This is a genomic window from Sphingomonas plantiphila, assembly GCF_046000505.1.
Classification (GTDB): Bacteria; Pseudomonadota; Alphaproteobacteria; order Sphingomonadales; family Sphingomonadaceae; genus Sphingomonas; species Sphingomonas plantiphila.
In genome coordinates this window covers 223,168-250,065 of the sequence record NZ_JBELQC010000003.1, presented here as the reverse complement: position 1 = coordinate 250,065, position 26,898 = coordinate 223,168, and the positions used below count along the sequence as shown (strand labels likewise).

The window sequence follows — 26,898 nt, the reverse complement described above, 5'->3', positions numbered from 1 at the left end:
GTCAGGCAGCCAGTTTGGCCGCGACTTCGGCGATGCGGCGGCCCTGATAGCGCGCGCCGGCCAGGTCGATCTCGCTCGGCTGACGGCTGCCGTCGCCGCCGGCGATGGTCGACGCGCCATAGGGCGTGCCGCCCAGGACCTGGTCGATCTTCATCTGGTCGGCATGGCCATAGTCCAGTCCGACGATGGTCAGGCCGAAATGCAGCAGGTTGGTGATGATGTTCATCACCGTCATCTCGTTGCCGCCATGCTGGGTCGCGGTCGAGGTGAAGGCGCCACCGACCTTGCCGTGCAGCGTGCCCTTGAACCACAGCCCGCCGGCGGTGTCCCAGAACGCGGCCATCTGGCTCGACATGCGACCGAAGCGGGTCGGCGAGCCAACGATGATCGCGTCATACTCGGCCAGCGCGTCGGGGCCCTCGATCACCGGATGCGCGGTATCGGTCTTGAATCCTGCCGCCTTGACCACCGCCTCGGGTGCGGTTTCGGGAACGCGGCGGATATCGACCTGCGCGCCGGTCGCGCGCGCGCCTTCCGCCACGGCTTCCGCCATCTGTTCGATATGGCCGTAGGACGAGTAATAGAGCACCAGAACCTTGGTCATGGCGTGTCTCCTTGTCTGATCGTGGAAGGGGGTGGAGCGGCCCGCCTCGGGAGGGGGAGGTAGGCGGACCGCTCCGGGGGGTCTGTCAGTCTGAATCGACCAGGACGATTTCGGCGTCCTCGATCGCGGTGATCGTCACCGTCTGGCCGCCGCTCAACGCAGCGCCGTCACGGGCGTCGAACGGCTTTCCGTCGATTTCGATCCGTCCCACCGCGGGGACGAGATAGGCATGCCGCCCGTCGCCCACGCTGTGCGTTACGCTCTCGCCGGCCTTGATCGTCGCGCCCAGCACGCGGGCATTCGCCCGGATCGGCAGCGCCTCGCTGTCCTCGGCATAGCCGCTCGCTAGCGTCACGAACCGGCCCGACCGCTCGCCCTTGGGGAACGGCTTGGCGCCCCAGCTCGGCGCACCGCCGGCCTCGCGCGGCTGAATCCAGATCTGGAACAGCGTGGTCTTCTCGCCCTCCAGATTATATTCGGCATGGCGCACGCCGGTGCCCGCGCTCATCACCTGGACGTCGCCGGCCCCGGTCTTCCCGGTATTGCCCATCGAATCCTGGTGCGTGATCGCCCCGGTCCGGACATAGGTGATGATTTCCATGTCCTTGTGCGGATGCGGCGGAAAGCCGCTGTTCGGCGCAATCTCGTCGTCGTTCCACACGCGGATCGCACCCCATCCCATGCGGGCGGGATCATAGTAATTGGCAAAGCTGAAATGGTGACGGGCGTTGAGCCACCCGTGATCGGCATGGCCCAGGCTGTCGAACGAACGTTTGTCGATCATTGCTGCCTCCTTGTTGGACCCAAGATAGGGCGCCCGATCGCGCCGTAAACGGAAACGTTTGAAACGGATCGTTTCTAGAATATACGTGGCGCATCTTGATGGAGCTGACCGATGCGCCTCCCTGATTTCGAAGCCTGGGCGATCTTCGCCTGCGTCGTTGAGCACCGCTCGTTCAGCGGCGCCGCTGCAGCAATCGGGGTGAGCAAGGCCACAGTGTCCAAGGCGATCGCCCGGCTCGAGGCACAGCTCGGCACCGCGCTGTTCCACCGCACCTCGCGCCGCCTGACGCTCACCGACAGCGGCACCGCTCTCGCCGAGCGCGCCGGACGCATTCTCGCCGAGGCACAGTCGGCCGAAGAGGCGGCGATCGATTCAGCCAAGGCGCCCACCGGCCTCGTGCGCATCGCCGCGCCGATCACCTTCGGCATCCGCTTCGTCGCCGATGCCATCGCAGACCTCATCGCCGAACATCCGGGGATCGAGATCGACCTGCGCCTGTCCGACGCGCGCGTCGATATCGTCGCGGACGGGTTCGACATCGCATTGCGCATCGCCGACCTGCCCGACAGTTCGCTGCGCGCCCGCCGCCTCGCCCCGGTCACCGCGCGCGTCGTCGCAGCGCCCGCCTATCTCGAAGCGCACGGCACGCCGCGCCATCCGGCCGACCTCGCCCACCACGCCTGTTTCCTCTACGCCAACGCGATCGGCACCTGGCATTTCCGCAAGGCGGATGGCGAGGAAGCGGCGGTGCGCCCCGCCGGGCCGCTCACCACAGACAATGGCGACGCGATGCTCCCGGCGCTATTGGCAGGCCTGGGCATCGCCCGCCTGCCCGATTTCATCATCGACCGCGAACTCGCCGCGGGCAAGCTGGTCGAGATTCTGCAGGACTGGTCGCCGATGAACATCGCGCTCCACCTGCTCACCCCACCCAGCACCTTGCGCCCGGCCCGGGTCGAGCTGGTGATCGACTTTTTTGCCCAGCGTTTCCGCAACCTCTGCACGCGCGGTTAAGCGCGAGCGGCGTCGGCAATCCAAAAAAAGGGGCCGGTCCGCAGCGCTGCGAACCGGCCCCTCGCCTGGGTCGGTGATCGAACCCGTTTAGAACTTCACCTCGGCCGCGATCGTGAACGACCGGCCACGCGGGTCCGCAACGCGCGGCTCCCACGAGCTGCCCGCGCCGGTGTTGCTGTCATAGGTGATCGCGAACGGCGGATCGGTGTCGAATACGTTGCGAATACCCGCCGTCAGCTTGAACCCATCGCGGACGCGCTGCGTCACCGAGAGGTTGTAGATGATATAGGCGTCGACGCGCTCGTTATAGTTCGGCCGGGTCGCGCTCTGGTTGTTGGCCAGGCTCGGCAGGCCGTTATTCTCGTATCCGCTGCGATAGATTTGCGAGAAGGTCACCGACGTATCCTCGGTGGCGAAGCTCACCCAGGCGTTATGCTTCCACTCGAGGCCCAGGTCGCCGGCATAGCTGAACACCCCGACGATGTCGGTATACGGTGCGGTCGGCAGGAAGCGCTCCTTCTTCTCGAGCAGCCAGGTGCCGTTCATGCCGATATCGAACATCCCGCCCAGGCCGTCGAACCCGCCGCGCAGCGCGAACTCGAGCCCCTTGGTGCGCCGCGATCCGATATTGTCGGCGGTCAGGTCGACCTGCGTGATGATGCCCCCAGTCCGGATGATCCGATCCCCGAAGAACTGGTAATTGTCGAACAGCTGGCGAAGCGTCAGCGCACCGATCGTGTCGTCGACCGCGATCGACCAGAAATCGACCGAAGCGCTGAAGCGGGGTGCGGGGCGGAACACGACGCCGATCGAATATTGGTCGGACGTTTCCGGCCCCACATTCGGGTTGCCGCCGCTCAGCGTATCCGGGTTGATCGCCGCGCAGTTGGGGTCGGTGGTGCTGACCACGCCGCTCGGGCAGGTCGACGGATCGACCAGCGAGTTGGTGGTCGGGTTGGGACTCAGTGTCTGGCCGTTGAAGATCTGGTTGAACGTCGGCACGCGGAAACCGGTATTGTACGAACCGCGGAACATCAGCCAGTCGACCGGCGTGAAGCGCGCCGAGACCTTCGGATTGAACGTGCTGCCAAAGCCGGTGTAATCGTCGACGCGCCCGGCGACCGTGATCTCCAGCGGTTCGAAGATCGGGATCAGCACTTCGGCATAGGCCGCCTTCACGTCGCGGCTCTTCTCCGTCAGCGCATTGGCATTGTCGAACGCGACGTTGAAGATTTCCGGCCGGTCGAGTTCGGCATCGGCCGACCCGTTGAAGCTGTAGCTCTCGCGCCGATAGTCGATGCCGACCGCCATCTGCACCGCGCCACCGGGCAGGTTGAACAGCGAACCCGAGATCGACGCGTCGAACTGACGCACCTCGTACCGGCCGCCGTAGAGCCTGACGCCCTTGGCGGATACGGCATCCAGGGCGGCCATCGCCTCCGGCGTCTGGGTCAGCGAAAATGGATTGATGATGCCGCTGTTGAGCAGACCGACAATACCCGGAGCCGTCGCGCCGGGCGCGGTCGGCGCGCGCGGATCGATGCTCCCGGACGTGGCGCCCGGCACGCCCGACGCCGTAGCACGGGCGCTCGACGAGAAGATGCCGCGATAGGAATAGCCGGTGCCCAGCACCGACGTCGATTCGCTGCGCGCATAGGAAGCGCCCGCGCGATAGTCCCACCCGCCGAACAGCGGCCCGTCGATGCCGATCGCGGCGCGCAGGGTCTTGGTGTTGGTCTCATATTCGCGCGGCCCGCACGCCTCGCACCGCCAGCGATAGGCAATCGGCTTGCCATAGTTCGCCGCGATCCCCGGGAACACGGCCAGCAACGCGTTATAGACCTCGTTATAGGTCGACTGGGTCAGCGCGTTCAGCGGATAATAGAGCGGCGTTGTGCTGGTGTTGCCCGCATACTGGTTCGACGAGAACTGCTTGGACGAATCCGCGTCCGATCCGGTGACCTCGGCGAACAGCGTGTGCTTTCCGAGCGCGACCGTCGCACGGCTGTAATAGGTAAGCGTCTCCAGCGGCTGCTGCAGGATCGCCGCACGGCCGGTATCCCATGCGCAGGCATAGCGCGCGCTCGCGTTCGCCCAAAGCGCATCGTCATAGGCCATGCCGCCGTCGAAGGATTCGCATCCAGCGCCGCCCGGCAGGTCCAGGATGTTGATGCCGCCATTGGCAGTGATCGTCGTGCCCGGGATCAGCAGCGGCACGCCGCTGAGCAGGCTGCCCGTCGGCGCGAAGATCGCGTTCGGTCCGTTGGCGAACATCGTTGCGATCGGCGTACCGCGTGTATCGACCGAAAGGCCGCGATCGGGCTGGTTGCCGTTGACGAAATCGCGGCTCGATCCGCGCAGGATGCCGTTCCAGCTCTTGCTGACCGCGGCCATCACGTTGAAGCCGTCCGACTTCAGGTCGCCATAGCCGGCGGTCGCCGACAGGCGATAGATCGGCGAGTCGCCGCGCTCGGTGATGTCGGTGAAGCCGTTGAGCGCCAGCCCTTCGAAATCGGTCTTGGTGATGAAGTTCATCACGCCGCCGATCGCGTCGGTGCCATAGATCGCCGATGCGCCGTCCTTCAGCACCTCGACCCGCTCGATCGCGGCGAAGGGGATCTGGTTGACGTCGACCGCCGAGCCCTGAAGGCCGTGCGCCGCGACCCGGCGACCGTTCAGCAGCACCAGCGTGGCCGCGCTGCCCTGCCCGCGCAGGTTCGCCGCCGACAGGCCGTTGGTGCCGCGCTGCGCGCCGCTCACCACGTCGGTGTTTGACGCGAGATTGTCCGCGCCGTTGCCGTTCGTGCTCAGCAGCGAAACGAGCTGTTCGGGACTATTGATGCCCTCGCGCGTGAAATCCTCGGTGGTGAAGATTTCAAGCGGAAGCGCGCTGCGGCTAGGATCCTGCTTGATGCGCGATCCGGTGATCAGAACTTCGGTGCTCTCGCCCTCGCTCTGCGCCGGGGGTGTCGTGGGAGCCTCTTGCGCGATGGCAGGAAATGCCAGGCTGCATGCGGTGACAAATAGCGCAGCTTTCGTTCTCATAAGACCCCCCAATTGAAATGTTTAGTGCGCGTAATCGCGTCACAGCCCCGGAATTGGGAAGGTAACCACGCATCCGATTCCTTCGCAAACGCAAAATAGCGGCGACGGCCATAACCTGTATCTATAGCTCATCGCAAAATTTCGATGGCGTCACGATCCCGCCCGCCCTGCCTATCCGCACCGGATCGGCTTCCGACAAGGCCGCGACTCGTGGATCGAGGCCGGTTAGCTCAAAATTAACCTTTTGCCTTCATTCCAGCTTAGGTTAATGAATCAGTCGCGTTGCATGTCGCAGGGGGCATGTAACGGGCACAGGGGAACGGCCGATGCGCGTGCTGCTGATCGAAGACGAGCCGACGACCGCCAAGGCGATCGATCTGATGCTCAACACCGAAGGCTTCAATGTCTACACGACCGATCTGGGCGAGGAAGGCCTCGATCTGGGCAAGCTGTATGATTACGACATCATCCTGCTGGACCTCAATCTGCCCGACATGCACGGCTATGACGTGCTCAAGAAACTGCGCGTCGCCCGCGTCCAGACCCCGGTCCTGATCCTCTCCGGCATCAACGAGATGGACAGCAAGGTGCGCTCGTTCGGCTTCGGCGCCGACGATTACGTCACCAAGCCGTTCCATCGCGAAGAGCTGATTGCACGCATCCACGCCGTCGTCCGCCGCAGCAAGGGCCACAGCCAGTCGGTCATCCGCACCGGTAAGCTGGCGGTCAACCTCGACGCGAAGACGGTCGAAGTCGACGGCGCGCGCGTCCATCTGACCGGCAAGGAATATGCGATGCTGGAGCTGCTCTCGCTCCGCAAGGGCACGACGCTCACCAAGGAAATGTTCCTCAACCATCTCTATGGCGGGATGGACGAGCCCGAACTCAAGATCATCGACGTCTTCATCTGCAAGCTGCGCAAGAAGCTCAGCATGGCGTGCGAGGGCGAGAATTACATCGAGACCGTCTGGGGCCGCGGCTATGTGCTGCGCGAACCGGAAGAGGTTGTGACGCCCGCCAGCGCGGTCGCCTGAACCAGTTCGTCGAGCGGGGCATGGGGCCGCGGCATCCGGGGGGACGCCGCGGCCCCTTTCCGTTGTGGCGCTACTCCACCGGGCGGCGCGAACTCAGCAGATCCTCGCCCGCCGATCCGTCCTGCGCGCGCTCCTTGTCGACCATCTCGGCGATCTCGTTCTCCGGCGCGACATGCTCCGTGTCGGCGATTTGATCGGCACCCGTGGTCGCTGGCTCGGGACGCGGGCGTGCAGCGGGCGCAGCGCTCGCCCCGCCAGCCGCGAACGGGGCGCCCTGATCGAAACGAAGCCGGTAGATGGGTTCCGGCAATGCGAACCCTGCCGTCTCCAGCGCGCTCTTGACCGCCGGTATCGCGCGGCTGCGCGCCTTGTACCAGTCGGTCCGCTCCTGATCGATCCAGCCGAGGAAGCGGATCACGATATTGGAATCGCCCACCTGCTCCACGCGCGCCGACGGCGCCGGCGCGTCCAGCACGAAATCCAGCTGCTGCAGCGTCGCGACGCCGATGTGGCGCGCCAGCGTCGGATCCGAGTCGGCGTCGATTCCCAGTTCGAAGTCGAACCGGCGCTGCGGATTGCGGGTATAGTTCAGGATTACCGCCTTGAAGACGGTGCTGTTGGGAATGCGCAGATGGTTGCCGTCCAGTGTCATCAGGATCGTCGCACGGCTGGTCAGCCGGATCACCCGCCCCTCATATTGGTCGATCACGACCAGATCGTTGGCGCGGAACGGCTGACGGATCGACAGAAGGATCGACGCGACGTAATTCTCGATCGTGTCGCGCATCGCAAAGCCCAGCGCGATGCCGATGATCCCCGCCCCGCCCAGCACCGCGCCGAGCAACGCCCCGGCGCCGACGATCTGCAGGCCGATCACGATTCCGCCGATCACGAACACGAAGCGGATCGCACTGGCGATCAGTTCGGCGAGGAAGCTGTTGGGCGCGAACCGCCGCCACAGCCACGTCAGCGACGCGAGCAGATAGCCGATCAGCGCGATCCCGAACGCCACCGCGAGTGCCACGCCGATCAGGGGCAGCATGCGGATCAGCCCCGTCGCCTTGCCCGACAGCGCGCCGATCGACTGCACGCTTTCCTGCACCGACAGGTCCCGAACCACATTGTTCTCGACCGTGACCACGCCTTGGATGCGCGACGCGATCTCTTCGGCGCGCGCGATATCCTCGGGTGCGGCGACCTTGCCCTCCAGCGTCACCACACCTTGGTTCGCGACGACGCGGACGCCGCGTAGCGCCGGAACCGCGGCGAAAATCCCCTCAATCCGTCGCGCGATGCGTTCGTCCGCGCCGGCTTCGCTCACGTCCCCGATCGTTGCCCCCTGCGTCGGGGTCGCGGATGCGCTCGGCCCGGGCGCTGCGCCCGCTAAAAGCGTGGCATGCGCAGGCGCCGCGACGCCCGCGATCGCGAGAACGGCGAACGCCCCCAGCGATGCCGCGGCGCGCGATCGCCATCCGCGCTTTCGGCTGGAAATATGGCTATCGAACATCCGTCCCCCGATCAGGTCGCGGCCGCAACGGCCGTCCGACCAACGCCCCCGCACGCAATCGGGTCCGCTCGCCCGGCGGGTATCGCGCGCGCAGCTCCTCGGAAGGTCGAAAAGAACTTCCCTACAGCTCGGCGACGGGCGCATAAACTGATCGATGCCCGTCCCACTTCCCGTCGCCCGATCTGCGCGCACACGTCCTGACACGGTGTCGCGACACTGTCGCGTGGGTGTCGCGTCGGCGTCGCCTCTCCGTCGCGTCGCAGTCGTCTTCCAGTCGCAAAGCCGTCGCGTCGGCCTGAATCCCCGCGTTTTTCGTCAGCTTCGTCGGACGCCCGTCAGCTTAGCGCCCGGCGCCGCCCTTGGCCGACCGGCGGAACACCCGCTGCCCCCCGACCCAGGTTTCCAGCACGACCGTGCCCCGCAATTCGCTGGGCGAGGCAAGCATCGGATCGCGGTCCACGACGATGAAGTCGGCGCGCATTCCCGGCGCCAGATGACCGAACTTCTTCTCCCCGAACCCGGCATAGGCCGCATCGATCGTGAAGGCGCGCCACGCCTGTTCGCGGCTCACCGCCTCTTCCGGTCGCCAGCCACCGAAGGGCTGGCCTTGGCCGTCCTGCCGGGTGAAGCCGGCCGCCCAGCCCTCGAACGGATTGGGGCTCTCGACCGGGTAGTCCGATCCGAACACCAGCGTCGCGCCGTTCGCCAGCATCGACTTCCACGCATAGGCCCCGGCCAGCCGCTGCGGGCCGAGCCGCGCCTCGGCCATCGTCCGATCGCTCGTCTGGTGCACCGGCTGCATCGACGCGATGATGCCATGCTTGCCGAAGCGCGGCAGATCTGCCGGATCGACGATCTGGGCATGCTCGATCCGCCAGCGGCGGTCGCCCTTATAGGTATCCGATACCTCGTCGATCGCATCCAGGACCTGCTGGTTGGCACGGTCGCCGATCGCATGGATCGCGAACTGGAACTCGTCCATCGCACCGCGCACGATCATGTTGAGCAACTGCGCATCGGTCAGGAACGGCAGTCCGCTATTGCCCGGCGCGTCGGCATAGGCTGCCTTGAGCCAAGCGCCGCGCGAGCCGAGCGCTCCATCGGTGTAGAGCTTGATCCCGCCCATCCGCAGCTTGTCGTCGTACAGCCACGGCGTCGGACCGCTTCCGCCGACCCGCAGCGCCGTCTCGACCCCGTCCGAATAGCTCATGATCCGCATGCGAAGAATGCCGAGATCGCCCATCCGGCGGAACGTCATCCAGTCGTCCAGGCTGGTGCCCATGTCGGCGCTGGCCGTGACGCCCATCGACAGCAGGATGTCCTGCGCCTTGATGAAGGCCGAGTTGCGATCGCGCGGGGTCGGCTGGGGAAGCGCCTTTTCGATCAGCGCCATTGCCGCATCGACGAACACTCCGCCGGGCTTGCCGGCGATCATCTCGATCCGCCCGCCGGCAGGCGACTTGGTGGCGGCGGTGATCCCCGCCGCCTTCATCGCGGCGCTGTTGGCCCATCCGGCATGACCGTCGGCGCGCACCAGCCAGGTCGGCACCTCGCCCGTCGCCGCGTCCAGTTCGGCGGCAGTCGGGAACCGACCAAGGCTCCAGACCTCCTGGTTCCAGCCCCCCCCCGTCAGCCAGCGTCGGGTGCTGTTCTCGGCAGCGTAGCGGCGGATCGCATCCTGCGCCTCGGCGAGCGACCGCGTCGCCGACAGGTCGAGCGCGAGCGCACGAAAGCCGAGGTTCATCACATGGCCATGCGCATCGACCATGCCGGGGATCACCGTCCGACCCTTCAGATCCTCCTTCCAGTCGGGCCGCTCGGGCCGCTTGTCGCCGCGCTTGAGCAGCTTCACGACCTTGCCGTTCTCATCGATCACGATGCCGTTGAACCGCTGCAACTCGCCCTTCGCGGTGAGCGTCATCCCGTCGACATTCTCGACCAGCGCATCGGCGAGGGCGGGCGCAGGCAACAGCAGCGCGGCGATCAGGGCAAGCGGGACGGAAGGGCGCACAGGGGTCTCCGGAAGCGGAAGGGGAGGAAGCAGGGCTCGATCGTTTCTTCGAATAGGCGGTGTTCCCCCGCCGCGCCAGATGGTCTAGGGCGCCTCGACCGGCCCGGCGGCAGTTCCGGGGTCACGAAAGTCTTGATGATGGCAACTCAGGTAGCGTCCGATCCCCGTCCCCTCCCCGTCACCCTGGCCGATGTCCAGATGGCGGCCGAGCGGATTATGGGATCGATCGTGCGCACGCCGACATTGCGCAGCAAGACGCTGTCAGACCTGACCGGCGCCGATGTGTGGCTCAAGTTCGAGAATCTGCAGTTCACCGCAGCGTACAAGGAGCGCGGCGCGCTCAATACGTTGCTCCAGCTGGACGATGCCGCGCGGGCCAAGGGCGTGATCGCCGCTTCGGCCGGCAATCATGCCCAGGGGCTTGCCTATCATGGCAACCGCCTCGGCATTCCGGTCACTATCGTCATGCCGAAGCCGACACCGACGGTGAAGGTGACCCAGACTGAAGGGCACGGCGCGAATGTGATCCTCGAGGGCGAGACCTTCGATGAAGCCTATGCCCATGCCCGTCAGCTCGAGGCGTCGAACGGCTATACATTCGTCCATCCGTTCGACGATCCGCGCATCATCGCCGGCCAGGGCACGGTCGCGCTCGAAATGCTGGCCGACGCCCCGGCCATCGACACGCTGATCATCCCGATCGGCGGCGGCGGGCTGAGTTCGGGAATGTCGACCGTCGCCAAGGCCGCGGACCATGCGATCGAAGTCGTCGGGGTAGAGGCGGAACTCTTCCCGTCGATGTACAACCTGATCAAGGGAACCAGCTTGCCGATCGGCGGCGACACGCTCGCTGAGGGGATCGCGGTGCGCGACCCCGGCACGATCACCGCGCAGATCGTCGAGGCGCTGGTCGACGATATCGTGCTGGTAACCGAACGTGCGCTGGAAGAGTCGCTCAGCCTGCTGCTCCAGATCGAGAAGACCGTGGTCGAAGGCGCCGGCGCGGCCGGTCTCGCCGCCCTGCTTTCGAACCCCGAGCGCTTTCGGGGTCGGACGGTCGGCATCGTGCTGTGCGGGGGGAATATCGACACGCGGCTGCTTGCCAACGTCCTGCTGCGCGACCTCGCCCGCTCCGGCCGCTTGGCCCGTCTGCGCATCCGCCTGCAGGATCGCCCCGGCGCACTCTATCAGGTCGCCCGGATTTTCCAGGAGCAGACGGTCAACATCCTCGAACTGTCGCATCAGCGCATCTTCACGAACCTGCCTGCCAAGGGGCTCAGCCTCGACGTCGAGTGCGAGACGCGCGACCGCGCGCATCTCGAACGGCTGATCGACGCGTTGCAGAAGGCGGATTACGAGGTGCGCGCGATCGAGCTCGCCTAACGCCTGTCCAAATTGTCCACAGCTTATGGACGAAGCGAATCAGGCGCACGACGAAGCGTTGACCGTGACTCTATCCTGCCGAGTCGCAGGCGCGCTATAACCTCCCAGTGGCGCGCCTTTCGCGACCCGCAACCCCTTAAAACTGGAAAGCGAGTCGTTAACTCTCTTTCATGGTAAATCGGCTTTTCATCACGATTCGACCCCTTCATAATGGCCTCCGTTAAACCCGGCGCGAACGATGATAAGGGGCACAAAGCGTGACGGCATTGACCCGATTTCCGCGGTTTTTTGTAACCAGCCCCTCGGCTTGCCCCTATCTTCCGGGGCGCCAGGAACGGAAGATCTTCACCGAGCTCAATGGGGCGCATGCCGGCGAACTCAATGATGCGCTCGGCCGCATCGGCTTCCGCCGTAGCCAGTCCGTCGCCTATCGCCCGAGCTGCGTCGGCTGCAACGCTTGCCTGTCGGTTCGCGTCATCACCGGCGAGTTCAAACCCAACAGCAGCCAACGAAAGCTAATCCGCCGCCATTCGGACCTGGAAGTAACTGCGTGCCGTCCCTGGGCTACCGACGAACAGTATCAACTCCTCCGCCGCTACCTCGCCACCCGTCATCCGGGCGGCGGGATGACGATGATGGACGAGAGCGACTATGCCGATATGGTCGAGCAGTCGCCGGTTAGCACCTATGTCATCGAATATCGCGAGCCGGCGGAGCTGGGTGGCGAGCTGGTCGGGGCCTGCATCACCGACCAGCAGGCCGATGGGCTGTCGATGATCTACAGCTTCTTCGCTGCGGACCGGCCGGAACGGCAGGGGCTGGGCAATCTTATCATCATGGATCACATCGTCAGGGCCCGGAATGCCAGCCTGCCCTACGTCTATCTGGGCTATTGGGTGAAGGGCAGCGAGCGGATGGCGTACAAGACGCGCTACCGGCCGATGGAAGTGCTCGGTCCGAACGGATGGTCGCTGCTGGACGAAAGCGTCGCAGCGCCCGTCGCAGAGAAACAGCCCGCCTTCGCGTGAGGCGGGTTCACGCGTCGCCCGCCATGCGCTCGACCTGAACCTCGACCGTCATCACCTCGGCACCCGAGCCCTGGCGGATTCCGGCGACCGGTGCTGCGCCATGTGCATCGAGACCGACCGCGACCCGGACATAGTTCGCATCCGGGCTGATCCCCGCCGATGGATCGAACCCGACCCAGCCCAGCCGATCGACCCAGGCTTCGGCCCAGCCATGCGGCGCACATGTGCCGGCGGAGCATTGGCGATAGCCGCTGACATAGCGTGCCGGAAACTCCGCCGCGCGCGCTCCGGCGATGAACATATGCGCGAGATCCCGGGAATCGGGATCGCCACCGGCAAGCGCCTCCGCCGCAGTGACCCCGCTGTCGGGCCGGTCGGGCACATTGGGAAAGCGCCGACCGAGCGCCAAGTTCCAGCGGTGCAACCGTTCGAGTGCGGAGCCCTCGCTCCCCAGTCCCTCGTGCACGAAGTCGGTCAGTGCGGCACAGGCATTGCTGCGCGGCGTGGTCCTCAGGAAAATCTCCGGCGGCAACGGTTCGGCGCTGCCGCGCACGACGCCGTTGGATTCGGTGGTCAGCACCTGCCCCGCGACGGTGATGTCGATCCCCTCGATCGGCCCCTCGGCAAACAGCATCGTCACGCGGTTGCCGAAGCCGTCGACGGAATCGCGCAACCGGACATCGCAATCGACGTCGATCCGCCAGTCCACCACCGTCTGGTCATGAGTATCGCCCGGCGTCAGTCGCAGCGTCTGGACGAGCCGACCCTGTGGCTGGCTGAAACGGTAACGGGTCTGGTGTTCGATCGCGAGGCGCATGGTCCGATCCTAAATGAAGCGGAACTGGCGCGCGATAGCGGCGTCCAGCATCGCATTCTCGCGAATGAATGCCTGCAGATATTCGTGCAGCCCGCTGACGATCACCTCATGGCTGCGTGTCTTCTGCATCCGCGCGATCCGCGCGCGCGCCATCCGGTCGGCCTCGCCCTGAAGCCCGGTGCGCTTGGCGAGCGCGTTGAGCTGTTCGACCACTTCCTCGACGCATCCGGCGAGGCTGCGCGGCAGTTCGGCGCGCGTGATGAGCAGGTCGATGACGTTCGAGGGGCGCAGCCCGTCGCTGTAGAGCCAGCGATAGGCGGTGACGGCCGAGACGGTCTGGAGAATCGTGGTCCACTGGTCGCGATCGACCAGCCCGCCCACCCGCTCGCCCTCGGGCAGCAAGAGGTGATATTTGACGTCGAGCAGCCGTGCGGTGTTGTCCGATCGCTCGATCGCGGCGCCGAGCTGGATCAGCATTGCCGCCTCATTCGCCATCATCCGATGGATCGCGCCTTCGAAGCCGCGCGCTTCGGCCATGACCCCCTCGACCAGGCTGAGCGTCGTCGCGGTGCCGCCGGGGCTGACGCGCTTGGCGAACAGCAGCCAGAGCCGGTTGATCGCGGTCCACGCCTCGCGCGTCAGTGCGGTGCGAACGGCACGGGCATTGTTGCGCGCCTGCTCCAGGCAGCGGACGATCGAGCCGGGGTTGCTCATGTCCAGCGTCAGGAAATGCGCGACGGGCTGCTGACTGATCGCGTGGCCGGTCGCGGCGAACGCCTTGTCGTTATAGGTGACGGCGAGCGCGCTGGCCCAGGCAGCCTCGCCGGCGGGGCTGGCCGAGAGCGCGTCGAGACGCACCGTCGCTTCGATCAGCCGGGCGGTGAAGTCGGCCCTCTCGACATAGCGGCCGAGCCAGTAGAGCGACGCCGCGGTGCGCGAGAGCATGCGCATCAGGACTGAACCTGCGTCTGCTGCTGGCTCTGTCCCTTTGGCAGAAGCACGAAACTGTCCTTGGTCCCGCCACCCTGGCTGGAATTGACGACCAGCGATCCTTCCTTGAGCGCGACGCGGGTCAGGCCGCCGGGAACGACCCGGACGCCGTCGGAGCCGGTCAGGACGAAGGGCCGGAAGTCGACATGGCGCGGTGCCAGCCCGCTCTCGGTCAGCGTCGGCACGGTGGACAGGGCCAGCGTGGGCTGGGCGATATAGCGATGAGGCTCGGCGATCAGCGCGGCACGAAATGCCTCGATCTCCGCCTTGCTCGCGGTCGGCCCGACCAGCATGCCATAGCCGCCCGATCCGTCGACCAGCTTCACCACCACCTCGTCGAGATGGTCGAGAACATAGTTAAGCGCATCGGGCTCACGGCAGCGCCAGGTCTCGACATTGGGCAGCTTGGCTTCGGCGCCCGAGTAGAATTTCACGATCTCCGGCATGTAGCTGTAAATCGCCTTGTCGTCGGCGATACCGTTGCCCGGCGCGTTGATCAGCGCGACATTCCCGGCGCGGTACGCCGACATGATGCCGGGCACGCCGAGCATCGAATCCGGGCGAAAGACCAGCGGATCGAGGAAATCGTCGTCGATCCGGCGATAGATGACATCGACCCGCACCCGTCCGGCGATGGTCTGCATATAGACGATGTCGTCATCGACCAGCAGATCGGCCGCCTCGACCAGCTCCACCCCCATCGTGTCGGCAAGGAAGCTGTGTTCGTAATAGGCAGAGTTGAAATGACCCGGCGTCAGCACGACGCAGACCGGGGTGGCGCCGCTGCGCTCCGGCGCGACCGAGCGCATGGTTTCGCGCAGCATGTCGCTGTAGCTGTCGACGGCGGCGACCCGGAAGCTGCGGAACAGTTCGGGGCACAACCGGATCATCGCCTCGCGGTTTTCGAGCATGTAGGAGACGCCCGACGGGGTGCGGGCGTTATCCTCGAGCACGAAGAATTCGTCGGGTCCGGTGCGGACGAGATCGATGCCGCAGATATGTGCGAAGATGTCGTGCGGCGGACGGATTCCGGCGACTTCGGGCCGGAATTGCGGGTTCATCAGGACCAGCTCGGGGGGCAGCACCCCTTCCTTGAGGATGCGGCGCTCGCCGTAAATGTCCTGGAGAAAGGCGTTGATCGCCTCGACCCGCTGGACCAGCCCCTCCGACAGACGCTGCCATTCGTCGTGCAGGAAGATGCGGGGCACGATGTCGAACGGAATGATGCGCTCGCTCGCTTCGCTTTCGCCATAGACGGCGAAGGTGATGCCGAGCTGGCGGAAGGTGGCTTCTGCAGCCTGCTGGCGGCGATTGAGTTCGGCATGGGGCGTTTCGGCCATCCAGCGCGACAGTTCGGCAAAGTCGGGACGCGGCGCATCCGGCCCGCCATGACCCCAGATCTCGTCGAACGCGCGGCTTTTCCCCATCAAGCCTCCCAAGTGTCCAAGTGCCGGACAAGTTCCATGCTGCAATGCTTTGCTGCGTTGCACAAGGGGGGCATGGGGCGGCTGACAAACGAAGCTGACGAAAAAGGGGTTGTTTCGGCGCGAAGCGACTGCGACGCGACGGGGTTGAGACGGGTTCGCGACGCCGACGCGACACCAACGCGACAGGTGTGCGACGGGCACGCGCCATCCGCGCGACACGGCGACCACAGCTGCGCGACGGCGTAGCGTTCACAGCGCATTCGGCCCGCGTCGCCGCAGCTACTGAAATGCGTCGCCCGTGCGACTTCTACGCGACGGCCGCGCAGCAGCCCCATAACCGGGCCTGAGCGGATCAAGCGTGCAGGTAATGTCATGGCTGGAACAAATCATGAATATTCCAATATGTCTGCATGAAATGCGAGGGTGGTACCGATTTCCGGGCGAACCATACGCACATAGGCATTTGGCCTTTCGCTGAGTGGGCAAGTCAGTGGCGGTCAGACACAAAGCCAATCCCGTGAATGATATGTACTGGCCTAAGCAGCATGCTGGCGTCATGCTGGAGTCGACCGAGGAGCGGAGATCGACGTGTTTGGTTTTCTCGCATCAGTTGCACTTCTAGCGGTCCAGACAGGGTCGCCGCCTGCCCGCAATTGCCCGGTGCGATACGCCACCCGGTATGCGACCTCACTCGGCGATCTGCCAGCTCAGGTGAAGGCCGACATCCTCAAGTCTGGAGCGATCGCTGATACGGGCGAGCCATTCGAGGGGACTGACGTCATTCTCGACCGTCAACTGCCCCGCCGACAATTCGTCACAGCGGGAAGTAGTAACGACAGGTGGTTCGTCGTCATTGATCATGGCGGCTTCGATCGTCACATCGACGTGATCGGTTATATCCCGCTCTTGGGCAAATCAGGTTCATTCACCTGGCATCGAAATGCGGTGCTTCAGGGCGATCCTTGCATCGCGATCAACGCCTTTCTGGATGGTGTATGGACGCCAGCGTCGTCGCGTCACTGATGGCCGCTTCTCACCCGATTTCAGCCAGTCGGAGTCAATCGTCCGACCGCAAATCCACCGCGCCGACGCAGTCGTGCTGCGTCGCCCCCACGACGGCGCTTAGCTGGCCATGCCGACCACGCACTCGATGCGAAAGGGATTCTGGTATGATGCGCTGAATCATCCTTTATCGCGGGGTCTGATCGGATGCGCTTCGTTGCGGCAATCGTTGGAATTCTGATCAGCATTCCACCCCTGATCTTCTTCGGGGTGGGGGCGCAGACGTTCATCCGCCGGTCCGAAAAGATCGTGGCGATGGTCGTCACCGCAGAAAGCCTCGCGCTTCTGATCGTGTCGGCGATGTTGTTGTTCACCGGGTCGGTCCAGCGCGTTCAGGGCGGGCTGCTGGCGCTCACGCTTGCGACCATCTTCTTCGTCGTGGTGTTTTCCCGGGCGGGACGTTGAATCGCCGTCACCGGCGGCTGACCGGCGGTCATGGGGCAGGCCAGCATGGGTCGCTCGCGTCCCACCAAAAAAGGCCGGGGTTTCCCCCGGCCTTCTCTCCTTCCCTGCCCCCTATCACAGGGAAGGAAAGCTCCTATTCGGCGTATTTGACCGAGCAGCCATAGGGCGTCGACTGCGCGACCGAGACGGGCTTGCCCGCTTTCATCTCATTGAGCGCGGCGAGGACGTGGTTGCGGGCCGATCCCATTTCGTCGACGCGCGCGGCGGGCTTGTCGTCGATGCCGCCCTGGTAGCGCAGCACGCCGGCGGCATCGATGATGTACATGTGCGGGGTGGTCTTGGCGGCATAGCCCTTGCCCACCACACCCCTGGGATCGAGCAGGTAATGGGCGGGGGTCGCCTTCTGCGCGCCGACCCATTCCTGCGCCTCGGCGCCGGTCATATGGCCCTGCTTGCCCGGAGCGCCCGAGTTGATCGTCAGCCACACGACGCCGCCCGCCTTTGCCGCGGCTTGGGTCTTTTGCATGTTGCCCTGGTAATGGCGCTGGACGAAGGGGCAGCCGGGGTTGTTCCACTCCAGCACGACGGTCTTGCCCTTGAAGTCGGAGAGCTGGACGGTCTTGCCGCTGGCGTCGGTCAGCCTGAAGTCGGTCGCCATCTGGCCGTTGGTCTGTTCGGCGGCGGCGGGGATCGCCAGCGCGGCGACGAGGGCGGCGCCAATCGGGATCAGTCGGTGCATCGGCTCATCTCCTTGAACTGCGGTTATGTGCCCCCCGTCAGTCCGGTCAACATGCCTTGGGTCAGCAGCTGGGGCAAGACCTGTGGCTCCGCGGCCCCCTTGGGGTACCAGAGATAGAGCGGCACGCCGGCGCGGTTGTGGCGTTCGATGAAGCGGCCAAGCGCGGGGTCGCCGTCGGTCCAGTCGCCGACGAGCACGGTGACGCCGGCACTGGCGAAGGCGGTGCGCACCGCGTCGGTCTCGATCGCGGCCTTTTCGTTGACCTTGCAGGTGACGCACCAGTCGGCGGTGAAATAGGCGAAGACGGGCTTGCCCTGCGCCTGCAGCGCGGCGAGGCGGGCTTCGGTGAAGGGTTCGGCGCCTGCGGTGGCGCTGGCTGCAGCGGCGGGCTTTTCGACTGCGGCGACCGCCCAGATGCCTGCCAGCGTGACCAGCCCTGCGGCCGCCCATGCGGGACCCGTTCCGGTACCGCGGGCCTGCCGCCGTCCGGCGATCCACAGCGCCACGGCGACCGCCAGCGCGACGATCAGCCCGACCGCCATGCCGTTGACGCCCTTCAGCCCACCCAGCACCCAGGCCAGCGCGATGGCGGTGAGGAACATCGGCACCGACAGGACCTTGCGGAACGTGTCCATCCACGCGCCCGGTTTCGGCAGCATCCGGCGGAGCGCCGGGACGAAGCCGAGCAGCAGGAACGGGAGCGCAAGGCCGAGGCCGAGGCCGAGGAAGATCAGCAGCGCGACGTACCAGGGCAGCACCAGCGCGGCGCCGAGCGCGACCCCCATGAACGGGCCGGTGCAAGGGGTGGCGATGAACGCCGCGAGCGCGCCGGTCATGAACGCGCCGCCCGATCCTCCGCTGGCGAGGCGACCGACGAATTTGGGCGTCATCAGCTCGAACAGCCCGGCAAGGTTGAGCGCGATGGCGAGGACGAGGAGCAGGAGGAACAGGATGACGCGCGGATCGGTCAGCTGGAACGCCCAGCCGACGCTGGCGCCGCCCGCCCGCAAGGCGAGCATGAGCCCGCCCAGCGCGACGACGACGAGCACGACGCCCGCGGTATAGGCGAGCGCCTCGGCACGGGCATGGGCTTCGCTGGTGCCGCTCTTGGCGAGGCTCAGCGCCTTGAGGCTGAGGATCGGGAAGACGCAGGGCATGATGTTGAGGATCAGACCCCCGAGCAGCGCCCCGCCGAGTGCGAGCAGGGCGGCGGACCAGTCGATCGCCGCGCCCCCCGCCCCGGCTGCGGCGGCGGTCACGGCGCCGGGGACGGCGGTGAGCGCGAAGCCTTCGCGTTCGCCGGTGGCTAGGACGCCGCCGAGCCGATCGGGCGTCTTGATCCCCGCCTTTGCCTCGATCAGCAGCGTGTCGCCGTCGCGGGTGATCTTCTGCGGCTCGGCATAGGTCATCGCGTCGAGCGTCTCGGGGAAGAAATAGGCGTCCTTGCCGAGCGCGACATCGGCCGGGAACGGGATCGCGACGCGGAGCTTGCCGTCGGCGACGGCGAACTTCGCCTCGCTGCCCAAAGGCCGGGGAAATTCGCGGCGCCACTCGTCGAAGCGGGCGCGGCGGTCGGGCGCGATGGCGCCGTCGCCGACGGTGAGGCGCAGCGTCAGATTCTCGGTCTCGGGCACGCAGATCTCGTCGGTGCAGACGAGATAGTCGGCGCGCACCGCGATCGGCAGCACGGTGCCGGGGGCAAGGCCGGCGGGGATCCTGAGCGTCGTCAGTTGGGTGTAGCTGCCCTTGTAGACATAGTTCATGATCCCGGCGATCAGCAGGCGTGTCGGGACCGGGTAGCGCAGCTCGCCTGCGGTCACCCCCTGTGGCAACGTCCAGTCGAGTCGGGTGTCGAGGCCGGCGTCGCCGGGGTTCTTCCAATAGCCGTGCCAGCCCGGATCGGGTTTCGCGACGAAGGCGACCGCGACTTCGCTGCCCGGTGCGGGGGTATCGGATTCGGCGACCAGCTCGACCGCGAGGTTATCCTGCCCCGCGGGCTGCGCGACAGCGGGCAGTGCCGCGATCGCGAGCAGCCAAGTCATCAACGCGAAACCGAATCTGCGCATCACGCATCCTTGCCGTACCGGGATGAAGCGAACATAGCGGGCGCGGCCGTTATTGCCATGCCGGAGGGTTCATGTTCACTCGATTGCTCGCCGCTGCCATGCTCGTCGCCACGCCCGTGCTGGCGCAGGAGGCTGGCCCCGCCCCCGCTCCGGCCCCGGCGAGCGCGCCCAAGCTGGTCGTCGCGATCTCGGTCGACCAGTTCTCCGCAGACCTGTTCGCGGAATATCGCCAATATTTCACGGGCGGGCTTGCCCGGCTGGCGCGCGGCGGGGTGTTTCCGTCAGGCTATCAGAGCCATGCCGCGACCGAGACCTGTCCCGGCCATTCGACCATCCTGACCGGCAGCCGCCCGTCGCGCACCGGGATCGTCGCCAATGACTGGACCGACCTGAAGACGGCGCGCGCGGACAAGACGGTGTATTGCGCCGAGGACGAGACCGTCGCGGGGAGCACGTCCAAGATCTATACCGTTTCGCCGGTCCATCTGATGGTCCCGACGCTGGGCGACCGCATGAAGGCCGCCAATCCGGCGAGCCGCGTGGTTTCGGTCGCGGGCAAGGACCGCGCCGCGGTGATGATGGGCGGCCGACGCACCGACCAGATCTGGTGGTGGGGCGGCAAGGGCTTTGTCAGCTATGTCGGCACGCCCGAGACGCCACTGGTCGCGCGCGCCAATGCCGCGATCGCCGCGCGGATCGCGCAGGCCCAGCCCGCGCTCGAGCTGCCCGAGTTCTGCAAGGCCAAGGACCAGGCGATCGGCGCGGGCAGCCGCACGGTCGGCACCGGGCGGTTCGCGCGCGAGGCGGGCGACAGCGGCGCGTTCCGCGCCTCACCCGAGTTCGACGGCGCGATCCTGGCGCTGGCCGCCGCGCAGTTCGAGGAGATGAAGCTGGGCAGGGGCGCGGCGACCGACCTGCTGATCGTCGGCGCGTCGGCCACCGACTATGTCGGCCACAGCTATGGCACGCAGGGCACCGAGATGTGTCTGCAGCTCGCCAGCCTCGACCGCGACCTCGGCAAGTTCTTCGAGCTGCTCGACACGAGCGGGGTGGACTATCAGGTGGTGCTCACCGCTGACCATGGCGGCCACGACCTGCCCGAGCGCAACATGCTGCACGCCATCCCCGACGCGGCGCGGGCCGCCACCGGGCTGTCGGCCAAGGCGATGGGCCAGCCCGTCGCGGCGAAGCTGGGGCTGGGCGACAGGCAGATCCTGTGGGGCGGCAATTTCGGTGACATCTATATCGACCCCGCCCTGCCGGCGAAGCAGCGTCAGCAGGTGATGGTCGAGGCGATGGCCGCCTATCGCGCGCATCCGCAGGTTGCGGCGGTGTTCAGCGGCGCGGAAATCATGGCGGCCGCGAGCCCAAGCGGACCGCCCGAAAGCTGGACGCTGCTCCAGCGCGTGCGGGCATCCTATTATCCCGGGCGGTCGGGCGACTTCTATGTCGCGCTCAAACCGCGCGTCACGCCGATCCCGGTCCCCGGCGGGTCGGTCGCGACGCATGGCAGCATCTGGGACTATGACCGCCGCGTGCCGATCCTGTTCTGGCGCAAAGGGATGAAGCCGTTCGAGCAGCCAAATGGCGTGGAGACGGTCGACATCCTGCCTACGCTGGCGAGCGTGATCGGTTTGCCGATCGACCAGCGCGAGATCGACGGGCGCTGCCTGGATCTCGACCCCGGCCCGGCATCGACCTGCCGCTGAGCTATTCGGCCGCTTCGCGCATCGCGTCGGGATCGGCCCGGGCGATGCGCATCGGCTCCTTGAAGGTGTGGGTGAGATAGGGGAATGGGATTTCGATCCCCTCGGCATCGAAAGCGCGCTTGATCGCGCGGATGACCGCGTCGCGGGTGCGGTGCATGTCGCCGGGCATCGCGCCCGCCCACCAGCGCACGGTGAAGTCGATCGAGCTCGAATTGAACTCACGTGCGAACACGTCGATCCCGCGTTCGGCCTTCACGCCCTCCGCGCCCTTTACCGCCGAGAGGATCACGTCGCGCGCCTGTTCCAGATCGGTGTCGTAGGCGACGCCGGCGATGATTTCGTGCCGCCGCTCATCGGCGTCGGTGATGATCTCGACCGGCTCCTTGAACAGCTTCGAATTCGGGACGATCGTCAGCTCGTTCGACAGCTTGCGCACATGCGTCTCGCGCAGCGTGATATGCTCGACCTTGCCCATGATGTCGCCGCATTCGATGAGGTCGCCGATCCGCATCTTCTTGCGGATCATGATCAGCACGCCGGCGAGGAAATTCTGGAAAATGTCCTGGAAGGCAAAGCCGATCGCGACCGTGCCGATTCCGAGGCCGGCGAGCAGGCTGGCGGGCGTCAGGCCGGGCAGCACGATCGTCGCGGCGATCATCAGGCCGATCACCCAGATGCCGATGCCGACGACCGTCTCGACCAGCTGCTGCAGGCTGACGCGCATGTGGGTGCGCGCGGTAAGCTTGTCGGCGATCTTCTTGGCGAAGCGCGCCGCCGCCCAGGTGATGATCAGGACGAGGAGCGCGATCACCAGCGTGGGCAGTGACGCGACCGCCGCGACCCACATCGCGTTGAGCTGCTTCCAGAGGATCGTTAAGGCATCCATATCCCCCTAACGGGAGACGGCCCGATGCGGTTCCGAAACGGTCAGCCCTCGCTGCGCTCGGCGAGCATCCGGATGATCCCTGAGAAGTCGGTCCCGGCATGGCCGGCATCGGCGAAGCGGGTGTAGAGCTCCGCGGCGCGCTGCCCCATCGGCGTGTCGGCATGGACCTTCCCGGCCGCCTCCATCGCGAGCTTGAGGTCCTTGAGCATCAGGCCCGCCGCGAAGCCGCCCTGATAGTCGTTGTCGGCGGGGCTTTGCGGGCCGACGCCGGGCAGCGGGGCATAGGTGTTGAGCGACCAGCACGAGCCGGAAGAGACCGAGGCGATGTCGTAGAAGGTCTGCGGGTCGAGTCCGAGCTTCTGCGCGAGCAGCAGCGTTTCGCAGGTTGCGACCATCGTCGCGCCGAGCAGCATGTTGTTGCAGATTTTCGCCGCCTGCCCCGCGCCGTTGCCGCCGGCATGGATCACCGCCTTGCCCATGTCGGACAGGAAGGGTTCGGCGCGCTCGAACGCGGTGTCGCTGCCACCGACCATGAAGGTCAGCGAACCGCCCGCCGCCGCCGCGATGCCGCCCGAGACGGGGGCGTCGACCGCGAGCAGCCCCTTGGCCCCCGCGGCGTCGGCGACGCGGCGCGCGGTGTCGACGTCGATCGTCGAGCAATCGATCAGGATCGCGCCGGTATCGGCTGCGCCGAACACGCTGTCTTCATAGACTTGCGCGACGTGCTTGCCCGCGGGGAGCATGGTGATCACCGCCTCGGCGCCCTTTGCGGCAGCCGCCGCGCTGTCGACCGGCAGGCAGCCTGCCGCCTTGGCGCGGGCGAGCGCCTCTTCGCTCAAGTCGAAGGCGCGGACGTCGTGTCCGGCCTTTGCCAGGTTCGCGGCCATCCCGCCGCCCATATTGCCGAGGCCGATAAATCCTACGCGTGCCATTGCAGCGCTCCTCTCATCTTCCGTCACCCCAGCGAAAGCTGGGGTCTTTTGCCGCATGAGACCCGAGCTTTCGCTGGGGTGACGGCTGTTTCGTCCGCCGTCGCGGCGGCTAGTTCACTTCCCCGTCCAGTTGCCCGGACGCTTCTCGACGAAGGCGGCCATGCCTTCCTTCTGGTCGGCGCTGCCAAACAGGCCGTGGAACAGGCGGCGTTCGAACTGGACGCCCTGCGCCAGCCCGGTCTCGAACGCGGCGTTGACCATTTCCTTGTTCGCCAGCACCGCGAGCGGGGCCATCGACGCGATGCTCGCAGCGGTCTTGAGCGCCTCCTCGAGCAACTCGGCGGCGGGGACAATCCGGCTGACGAGGCCGGCGCGTTCGGCTTCCTCGGCCCCCATCATGCGGCCGGTCAGGCACATCTCCATCGCCTTGGCCTTGCCCACCGCGCGGGTGAGGCGCTGCGACCCGCCCATCCCCGGCGCGACCGCCAGCTTGATCTCGGGCTGGCCGAATTTGGCGGTGTCGGCGGCGAGGATGAAGTCGCACATCATCGCCAGCTCGCACCCGCCGCCCAGCGCAAAGCCCGAGACGGCGGCGATGATCGGCTTGCGCGTGCGGGTGAACTGGTCCCAGCCAGCGAAGAAGTTGTGGCCGTACATGTCGGCAAAGCCCTGCGCCTGCATCTCCTTGATATCCGCCCCGGCAGCGAACGCCTTTTCGCTGCCGGTGAGGACGGCGCAACGCTGCGACGGATCGGCATCGAACGCGGCCATCGCGTCGAGCAGTTCGGACAGCACTTCGCTGTTGAGCGCGTTCAGCGCCTGCGGGCGGTTGAGCGTGACCAATGTGACGGCGTCGCGCTGTTCGACGAGGATGGTAGTGTAGTCGGTCATCTGCGGTCCTATTCGTCACCCCAGCGAAAGTTGGGGTCTATTGAGGCGCGAGACCCCAGCTTTCGCTGGGGTGACGGTCATTGTTGCGGCGTCCATGCCTGATCGGCAGGCAATGGCGCGAAGATCTGGTCGATCAGGTGGTCGCTCACGCCGTCGGGCGTCGCGGGGTTCCAGCGCGGCGCATTGTCCTTGTCGACAATCAGCGCGCGCACGCCTTCGATGAAGTCGTGGCGCTGGACGACGCGGCACGCGACCGCGAACTCCTGGCGCATCTCGTCCTCGAAGGTCGGCATGGTCGCGCCGTCGAGCAGCAGCTTGAGGCTGACCTTCATCGATTGCGGCGACTTGCCGCCCAGCGTCATCAGTTGTCGCGCGGCCCACTCGCCGCCGTCGCTGGCGAGCGCGGCGAGGATATCCTCGAGCGTGTCGGAGGCGAACAGGCGGTCGATGTCGGTGCGGTGTGCCTCGATCTTCGCGTCGGGTGCCGGGACCGACAGCTCGTCGAGCACCGCGTCGATCGCCTGCGGATCGGCGAGGATGCGCGCCTTGGCCTCGTCCAATGCTTCGGAAGGAAGATAGTGGCTGGCGAGGCCGAGCGCGAGGCACTCTGCGCCGTCGATCCGCTGGCCGGTGACCGCGAGATACTGGCCGATGCGCCCGGGCAGGCGCGAAAGATACCAGCCACCGCCGACGTCGGGGAACAGGCCGATGCCGGTTTCGGGCATCGCGAACTTCGTATTCTCGGTCGCGACGCGGTAGCGCGCGGGCTGGCTGATGCCGACGCCGCCGCCCATCGTGATCCCGTCCATGAAGGCGACGATCGGCTTCACGAAGGTGAACAGCGCGTGGTTCATCCGATATTCGGCGCGGAAGAAGTCGCGTGCCGCCGCGCCATCGTCGGCGCCGCTCTGCGCAAGCATGCGGATGTCGCCGCCGGCACAGAAGCCGCGCGAGTATTTGGGGTCGCCATCCGGCGAGGCGGCATGGTCGATCATCACCGCCTCGACCGTCGTATCCTCGCGCCACGCGGCCAGCGCCTCGAGGATCGCGACGCACATCGCGGTCGTGAGCGCGTGGATCGCCTTGGGCCGGTTGAGCCGGATACGGCCGACCTTGCCCTCGGTCGAAATCAGAACATCATTCATTGGCGCGTCAGCTCCCGTCCCACGATCATTCGCATGACCTGATTGGTGCCTTCGAGGATCGAATGCACCCGCAGATCGCGCCAGAAGCGTTCGATCGGGTAATCCATGAGATAGCCGTAGCCGCCATGGAGCTGGAGCGCGCGGTCGACCACCGACGAGCCGGTGTCGGTGGCGAAGCGCTTGGCCATTGCCGCGAATTTGGTCTTGTCGGGCGCGTTGGCGGTGACCTTCGCCGCGGCGAGGTAGAGCAGCGCGCGTGCCGCCTCGAGCTCGGTCGCCATGTCGGCGAGGGTGAACTGGGTGTTCTGGAAGTCGGCGACGGCGCTGCCGAACTGCTTACGGCCTTTTGTATAGACAATTGCCTCGTCGAGGCAGCGCTGCGCACCGCCCAGCGAGCAGGCGCCGATGTTGAGGCGACCGCCGTCGAGGCCCATCATCGCGATGCGGAACCCCTCGCCCTCGCCGCCGATCAGGTTTCCGGCGGGGACGCGGACATTGTCGAACATCACCTGACGCGTCGGCTGGGCGTGCCAGCCGAGCTTGCGCTCGTTCGCGCCGAAGCTGACGCCCGGCATGTCCTTTTCGATCGCGAGGCAGGAGATGCCCTTGGGGCCGTCGACGCCGGTGCGGACCATGGTGACATAGAGCTCATTCTCGCCCGCGCCGGAGATGAACTGCTTCGATCCGTTGACGATATAGTCGTCTCCGTCGCGCTTCGCCGTCGTCTTGAGCGCGGCGGCGTCGGAGCCGGAGGAGGGTTCGGTGAGGCAATAGCTCGCCAGCCAGTCGGCGGTGACGAGGCGGGGGAGATATTTGTCCTTCACCGCCGCCGACCCGAAGCGGTCGATCATCCAGGCGGCCATGTTGTGGATCGAGATGAATGCGCTGGTCGCGGGGCAGCCATAGGCCATCGCCTCCATGATCAGTGCGGATTCGAGGCGGCCGAGGCCGATCCCGCCGCTCTCCTCGCTGACATAGATCGCGCCGAAGCCGAGTTCGGCGGCGGCCTTCACCGTCTCACGCGGGAAGATGTGCTTCTCGTCCCACTCCGCCGCGTGCGGGGTGATCGCGTCGGCGGTGAAGCGCTGCGCCATCTCCTGGATCGCGCGCTGGTCTTCGGTAAGGTCGAATTGCTGGTCCATCATTCTCTCTGTCTGATCCTGTCGGAGGAACGCCGGGTGAAGGCGTGCGATCCGGATGGCATCACTAGGGGGCCGTCCCATGAAACTTCGTCTGTTGCTCGCCGCGCCGTTGCTGCTCGCCGCCGCATGCACCTCCGCCGAAGGGCTCAACACCATTGCGGTGGGCGTGTGCGAGGACAGCGCCGCCTGCACCGTTCGCGACCAGAAACCGCGCTACGGATCGCCGCAGCAGCGCGTGGTCGAAGACACGCTGATCGGGCGGCAGGAGCCGATGTAG

The 26,898-nt window shown here is 66.2% G+C and carries 23 protein-coding genes; 8 read left to right on the top strand and 15 right to left on the bottom strand.

What is annotated here, in order from left to right; genetic code table 11:
• Nucleotide 1: 1 nt before the first annotated feature.
• Both wrbA and ABS767_RS16140 read right to left on the bottom strand, forming a co-directional pair.
• Nucleotides 2–604, bottom strand: coding sequence for an NAD(P)H:quinone oxidoreductase (gene wrbA, locus ABS767_RS16145; RefSeq protein ID WP_408080221.1), 603 nt, complete (start codon nt 602–604; stop codon nt 2–4).
• Between the two features lie 85 nt (nt 605–689).
• On the bottom strand, nt 690–1,388 hold the full coding sequence (locus ABS767_RS16140; protein ID WP_408080219.1) for a pirin family protein: 699 nt from the start codon (nt 1,386–1,388) through the stop codon (nt 690–692).
• 111 nt (nt 1,389–1,499) lie between these two features.
• Between ABS767_RS16140 and ABS767_RS16135 the strand changes: the two genes are divergently transcribed.
• Nucleotides 1,500–2,402 (top strand): LysR family transcriptional regulator, encoded by a 903-nt coding sequence (locus ABS767_RS16135; RefSeq protein WP_408080217.1) that lies wholly within the window; start codon nt 1,500–1,502, stop codon nt 2,400–2,402.
• Nucleotides 2,403–2,489: 87 nt separating this feature from the next.
• Here ABS767_RS16135 and ABS767_RS16130 read toward each other — a convergent pair whose 3' ends face one another.
• Nucleotides 2,490–5,447, bottom strand: coding sequence for a TonB-dependent receptor domain-containing protein (locus ABS767_RS16130; RefSeq protein ID WP_408080215.1), 2,958 nt, complete (start codon nt 5,445–5,447; stop codon nt 2,490–2,492).
• Nucleotides 5,448–5,773: 326 nt separating this feature from the next.
• Between ABS767_RS16130 and ctrA the strand changes: the two genes are divergently transcribed.
• A complete protein-coding gene (gene ctrA / locus ABS767_RS16125; protein WP_408080213.1) occupies nt 5,774–6,481 on the top strand; it encodes a response regulator transcription factor CtrA in 708 nt (235 codons plus the stop codon).
• A 70-nt stretch (nt 6,482–6,551) separates the two neighbouring features.
• Here ctrA and ABS767_RS16120 read toward each other — a convergent pair whose 3' ends face one another.
• Together ABS767_RS16120 and ABS767_RS16115 are read right to left on the bottom strand one after the other, a co-directional pair.
• Nucleotides 6,552–7,802: a mechanosensitive ion channel domain-containing protein gene (locus ABS767_RS16120; protein WP_408080211.1), complete on the bottom strand. Its 1,251-nt coding sequence runs from the start codon at nt 7,800–7,802 to the stop codon at nt 6,552–6,554.
• Nucleotides 7,803–8,328: 526 nt separating this feature from the next.
• Complete coding sequence (locus tag ABS767_RS16115) at nt 8,329–9,999, bottom strand: amidohydrolase (protein WP_408080209.1); 1,671 nt, start codon at nt 9,997–9,999, stop codon at nt 8,329–8,331.
• A gap of 138 nt (nt 10,000–10,137) precedes the next feature.
• Here ABS767_RS16115 and ABS767_RS16110 point away from each other — a divergent pair, with 138 nt between their 5' ends.
• Both ABS767_RS16110 and ABS767_RS16105 read left to right on the top strand, forming a co-directional pair.
• Nucleotides 10,138–11,382: a threonine ammonia-lyase gene (locus ABS767_RS16110; protein WP_408080207.1), complete on the top strand. Its 1,245-nt coding sequence runs from the start codon at nt 10,138–10,140 to the stop codon at nt 11,380–11,382.
• A gap of 257 nt (nt 11,383–11,639) precedes the next feature.
• Entirely contained in the window at nt 11,640–12,410 is a 771-nt protein-coding gene (locus tag ABS767_RS16105; RefSeq protein WP_408080205.1) for an arginyltransferase, read from the top strand.
• A gap of 7 nt (nt 12,411–12,417) precedes the next feature.
• On the opposite strand, the gene ABS767_RS16100 is transcribed toward ABS767_RS16105, so the two are convergent.
• The 3 genes from ABS767_RS16100 to ABS767_RS16090 are packed head-to-tail and all read right to left on the bottom strand — an operon-like array spanning nt 12,418 to nt 15,644.
• Nucleotides 12,418–13,227 (bottom strand): transglutaminase family protein, encoded by an 810-nt coding sequence (locus ABS767_RS16100; protein WP_408080203.1) that lies wholly within the window; start codon nt 13,225–13,227, stop codon nt 12,418–12,420.
• Nucleotides 13,228–13,236: 9 nt separating this feature from the next.
• Entirely contained in the window at nt 13,237–14,172 is a 936-nt protein-coding gene (locus ABS767_RS16095; protein WP_408080745.1) for an alpha-E domain-containing protein, read from the bottom strand.
• A 5-nt stretch (nt 14,173–14,177) separates the two neighbouring features.
• Nucleotides 14,178–15,644 (bottom strand): circularly permuted type 2 ATP-grasp protein, encoded by a 1,467-nt coding sequence (locus ABS767_RS16090; protein ID WP_408080201.1) that lies wholly within the window; start codon nt 15,642–15,644, stop codon nt 14,178–14,180.
• Between the two features lie 588 nt (nt 15,645–16,232).
• Between ABS767_RS16090 and ABS767_RS16085 the strand changes: the two genes are divergently transcribed.
• Both ABS767_RS16085 and ABS767_RS16080 read left to right on the top strand, forming a co-directional pair.
• Nucleotides 16,233–16,667, top strand: coding sequence for a hypothetical protein (locus ABS767_RS16085; RefSeq protein ID WP_408080199.1), 435 nt, complete (start codon nt 16,233–16,235; stop codon nt 16,665–16,667).
• A 186-nt stretch (nt 16,668–16,853) separates the two neighbouring features.
• Nucleotides 16,854–17,111 carry a hypothetical protein gene (locus ABS767_RS16080; protein WP_408080197.1) on the top strand — a complete coding sequence of 86 codons (258 nt, stop codon included), beginning with the start codon at nt 16,854–16,856 and terminating at the stop codon, nt 17,109–17,111.
• 133 nt (nt 17,112–17,244) lie between these two features.
• Here the strand turns inward: ABS767_RS16080 and ABS767_RS16075 are convergent, their stop codons facing one another.
• Together ABS767_RS16075 and ABS767_RS16070 are read right to left on the bottom strand one after the other, a co-directional pair.
• Nucleotides 17,245–17,850, bottom strand: coding sequence for a redoxin domain-containing protein (locus tag ABS767_RS16075; RefSeq protein ID WP_408080195.1), 606 nt, complete (start codon nt 17,848–17,850; stop codon nt 17,245–17,247).
• A gap of 23 nt (nt 17,851–17,873) precedes the next feature.
• Nucleotides 17,874–19,916 (bottom strand): protein-disulfide reductase DsbD family protein, encoded by a 2,043-nt coding sequence (locus tag ABS767_RS16070; protein WP_408080193.1) that lies wholly within the window; start codon nt 19,914–19,916, stop codon nt 17,874–17,876.
• 71 nt (nt 19,917–19,987) lie between these two features.
• Here ABS767_RS16070 and ABS767_RS16065 point away from each other — a divergent pair, with 71 nt between their 5' ends.
• Nucleotides 19,988–21,625 carry an alkaline phosphatase family protein gene (locus ABS767_RS16065; protein ID WP_408080191.1) on the top strand — a complete coding sequence of 546 codons (1,638 nt, stop codon included), beginning with the start codon at nt 19,988–19,990 and terminating at the stop codon, nt 21,623–21,625.
• 1 nt (nt 21,626) lies between these two features.
• Here the strand turns inward: ABS767_RS16065 and ABS767_RS16060 are convergent, their stop codons facing one another.
• The 5 genes from ABS767_RS16060 to ABS767_RS16040 form a co-directional block, all read right to left on the bottom strand.
• Nucleotides 21,627–22,511 carry a mechanosensitive ion channel family protein gene (locus ABS767_RS16060; RefSeq protein ID WP_408080189.1) on the bottom strand — a complete coding sequence of 295 codons (885 nt, stop codon included), beginning with the start codon at nt 22,509–22,511 and terminating at the stop codon, nt 21,627–21,629.
• Nucleotides 22,512–22,552: 41 nt separating this feature from the next.
• Complete coding sequence (gene mmsB / locus ABS767_RS16055; protein ID WP_408080187.1) at nt 22,553–23,500, bottom strand: 3-hydroxyisobutyrate dehydrogenase; 948 nt, start codon at nt 23,498–23,500, stop codon at nt 22,553–22,555.
• Between the two features lie 57 nt (nt 23,501–23,557).
• Nucleotides 23,558–24,334: an enoyl-CoA hydratase gene (locus ABS767_RS16050; protein WP_408080185.1), complete on the bottom strand. Its 777-nt coding sequence runs from the start codon at nt 24,332–24,334 to the stop codon at nt 23,558–23,560.
• Nucleotides 24,335–24,411: 77 nt separating this feature from the next.
• The gene (locus ABS767_RS16045; protein WP_408080183.1) at nt 24,412–25,479 is read right to left on the bottom strand and encodes an enoyl-CoA hydratase/isomerase family protein; all 1,068 of its coding nucleotides are present in this window, start codon (nt 25,477–25,479) and stop codon (nt 24,412–24,414) included.
• Nucleotides 25,476–26,621 carry an acyl-CoA dehydrogenase family protein gene (locus ABS767_RS16040; protein WP_408080743.1) on the bottom strand — a complete coding sequence of 382 codons (1,146 nt, stop codon included), beginning with the start codon at nt 26,619–26,621 and terminating at the stop codon, nt 25,476–25,478. The genes ABS767_RS16045 and ABS767_RS16040 overlap by 4 nt, the downstream gene beginning before the upstream one ends.
• Before the next feature lie 79 nt (nt 26,622–26,700).
• Here ABS767_RS16040 and ABS767_RS16035 point away from each other — a divergent pair, with 79 nt between their 5' ends.
• Nucleotides 26,701–26,898 (top strand): hypothetical protein, encoded by a 198-nt coding sequence (locus ABS767_RS16035; protein ID WP_408080181.1) that lies wholly within the window; start codon nt 26,701–26,703, stop codon nt 26,896–26,898.

Bases quoted from the DNA above. Each gene is read 5' to 3' on its own strand.
- ABS767_RS16080 (WP_408080197.1), top strand. From the start codon at position 16,854: ATGCGCTTCGTTGCGGCAATCGTTGGAATTCTGATCAGCATTCCACCC.
- ABS767_RS16110 (WP_408080207.1), top strand. From the start codon at position 10,138: ATGGCAACTCAGGTAGCGTCCGATCCCCGTCCCCTCCCCGTCACCCTG.
- ABS767_RS16075 (WP_408080195.1), bottom strand. From the start codon at position 17,850: ATGCACCGACTGATCCCGATTGGCGCCGCCCTCGTCGCCGCGCTGGCG.
- ABS767_RS16090 (WP_408080201.1), bottom strand. From the start codon at position 15,644: ATGGGGAAAAGCCGCGCGTTCGACGAGATCTGGGGTCATGGCGGGCCG.
- ABS767_RS16095 (WP_408080745.1), bottom strand. From the start codon at position 14,172: ATGCTCTCGCGCACCGCGGCGTCGCTCTACTGGCTCGGCCGCTATGTC.
- ctrA (WP_408080213.1), top strand. From the start codon at position 5,774: ATGCGCGTGCTGCTGATCGAAGACGAGCCGACGACCGCCAAGGCGATC.
- mmsB (WP_408080187.1), bottom strand. From the start codon at position 23,500: ATGCGGCAAAAGACCCCAGCTTTCGCTGGGGTGACGGAAGATGAGAGG.
- ABS767_RS16040 (WP_408080743.1), bottom strand. From the start codon at position 26,621: ATGGACCAGCAATTCGACCTTACCGAAGACCAGCGCGCGATCCAGGAG.
- ABS767_RS16140 (WP_408080219.1), bottom strand. From the start codon at position 1,388: ATGATCGACAAACGTTCGTTCGACAGCCTGGGCCATGCCGATCACGGG.
- wrbA (WP_408080221.1), bottom strand. From the start codon at position 604: ATGACCAAGGTTCTGGTGCTCTATTACTCGTCCTACGGCCATATCGAA.
- ABS767_RS16070 (WP_408080193.1), bottom strand. From the start codon at position 19,916: ATGCGCAGATTCGGTTTCGCGTTGATGACTTGGCTGCTCGCGATCGCG.
- ABS767_RS16065 (WP_408080191.1), top strand. From the start codon at position 19,988: ATGTTCACTCGATTGCTCGCCGCTGCCATGCTCGTCGCCACGCCCGTG.
- ABS767_RS16045 (WP_408080183.1), bottom strand. From the start codon at position 25,479: ATGAATGATGTTCTGATTTCGACCGAGGGCAAGGTCGGCCGTATCCGG.
- ABS767_RS16050 (WP_408080185.1), bottom strand. From the start codon at position 24,334: ATGACCGACTACACTACCATCCTCGTCGAACAGCGCGACGCCGTCACA.
- ABS767_RS16035 (WP_408080181.1), top strand. From the start codon at position 26,701: ATGAAACTTCGTCTGTTGCTCGCCGCGCCGTTGCTGCTCGCCGCCGCA.
- ABS767_RS16060 (WP_408080189.1), bottom strand. From the start codon at position 22,511: ATGGATGCCTTAACGATCCTCTGGAAGCAGCTCAACGCGATGTGGGTC.
- ABS767_RS16130 (WP_408080215.1), bottom strand. From the start codon at position 5,447: ATGAGAACGAAAGCTGCGCTATTTGTCACCGCATGCAGCCTGGCATTT.
- ABS767_RS16135 (WP_408080217.1), top strand. From the start codon at position 1,500: ATGCGCCTCCCTGATTTCGAAGCCTGGGCGATCTTCGCCTGCGTCGTT.
- ABS767_RS16100 (WP_408080203.1), bottom strand. From the start codon at position 13,227: ATGCGCCTCGCGATCGAACACCAGACCCGTTACCGTTTCAGCCAGCCA.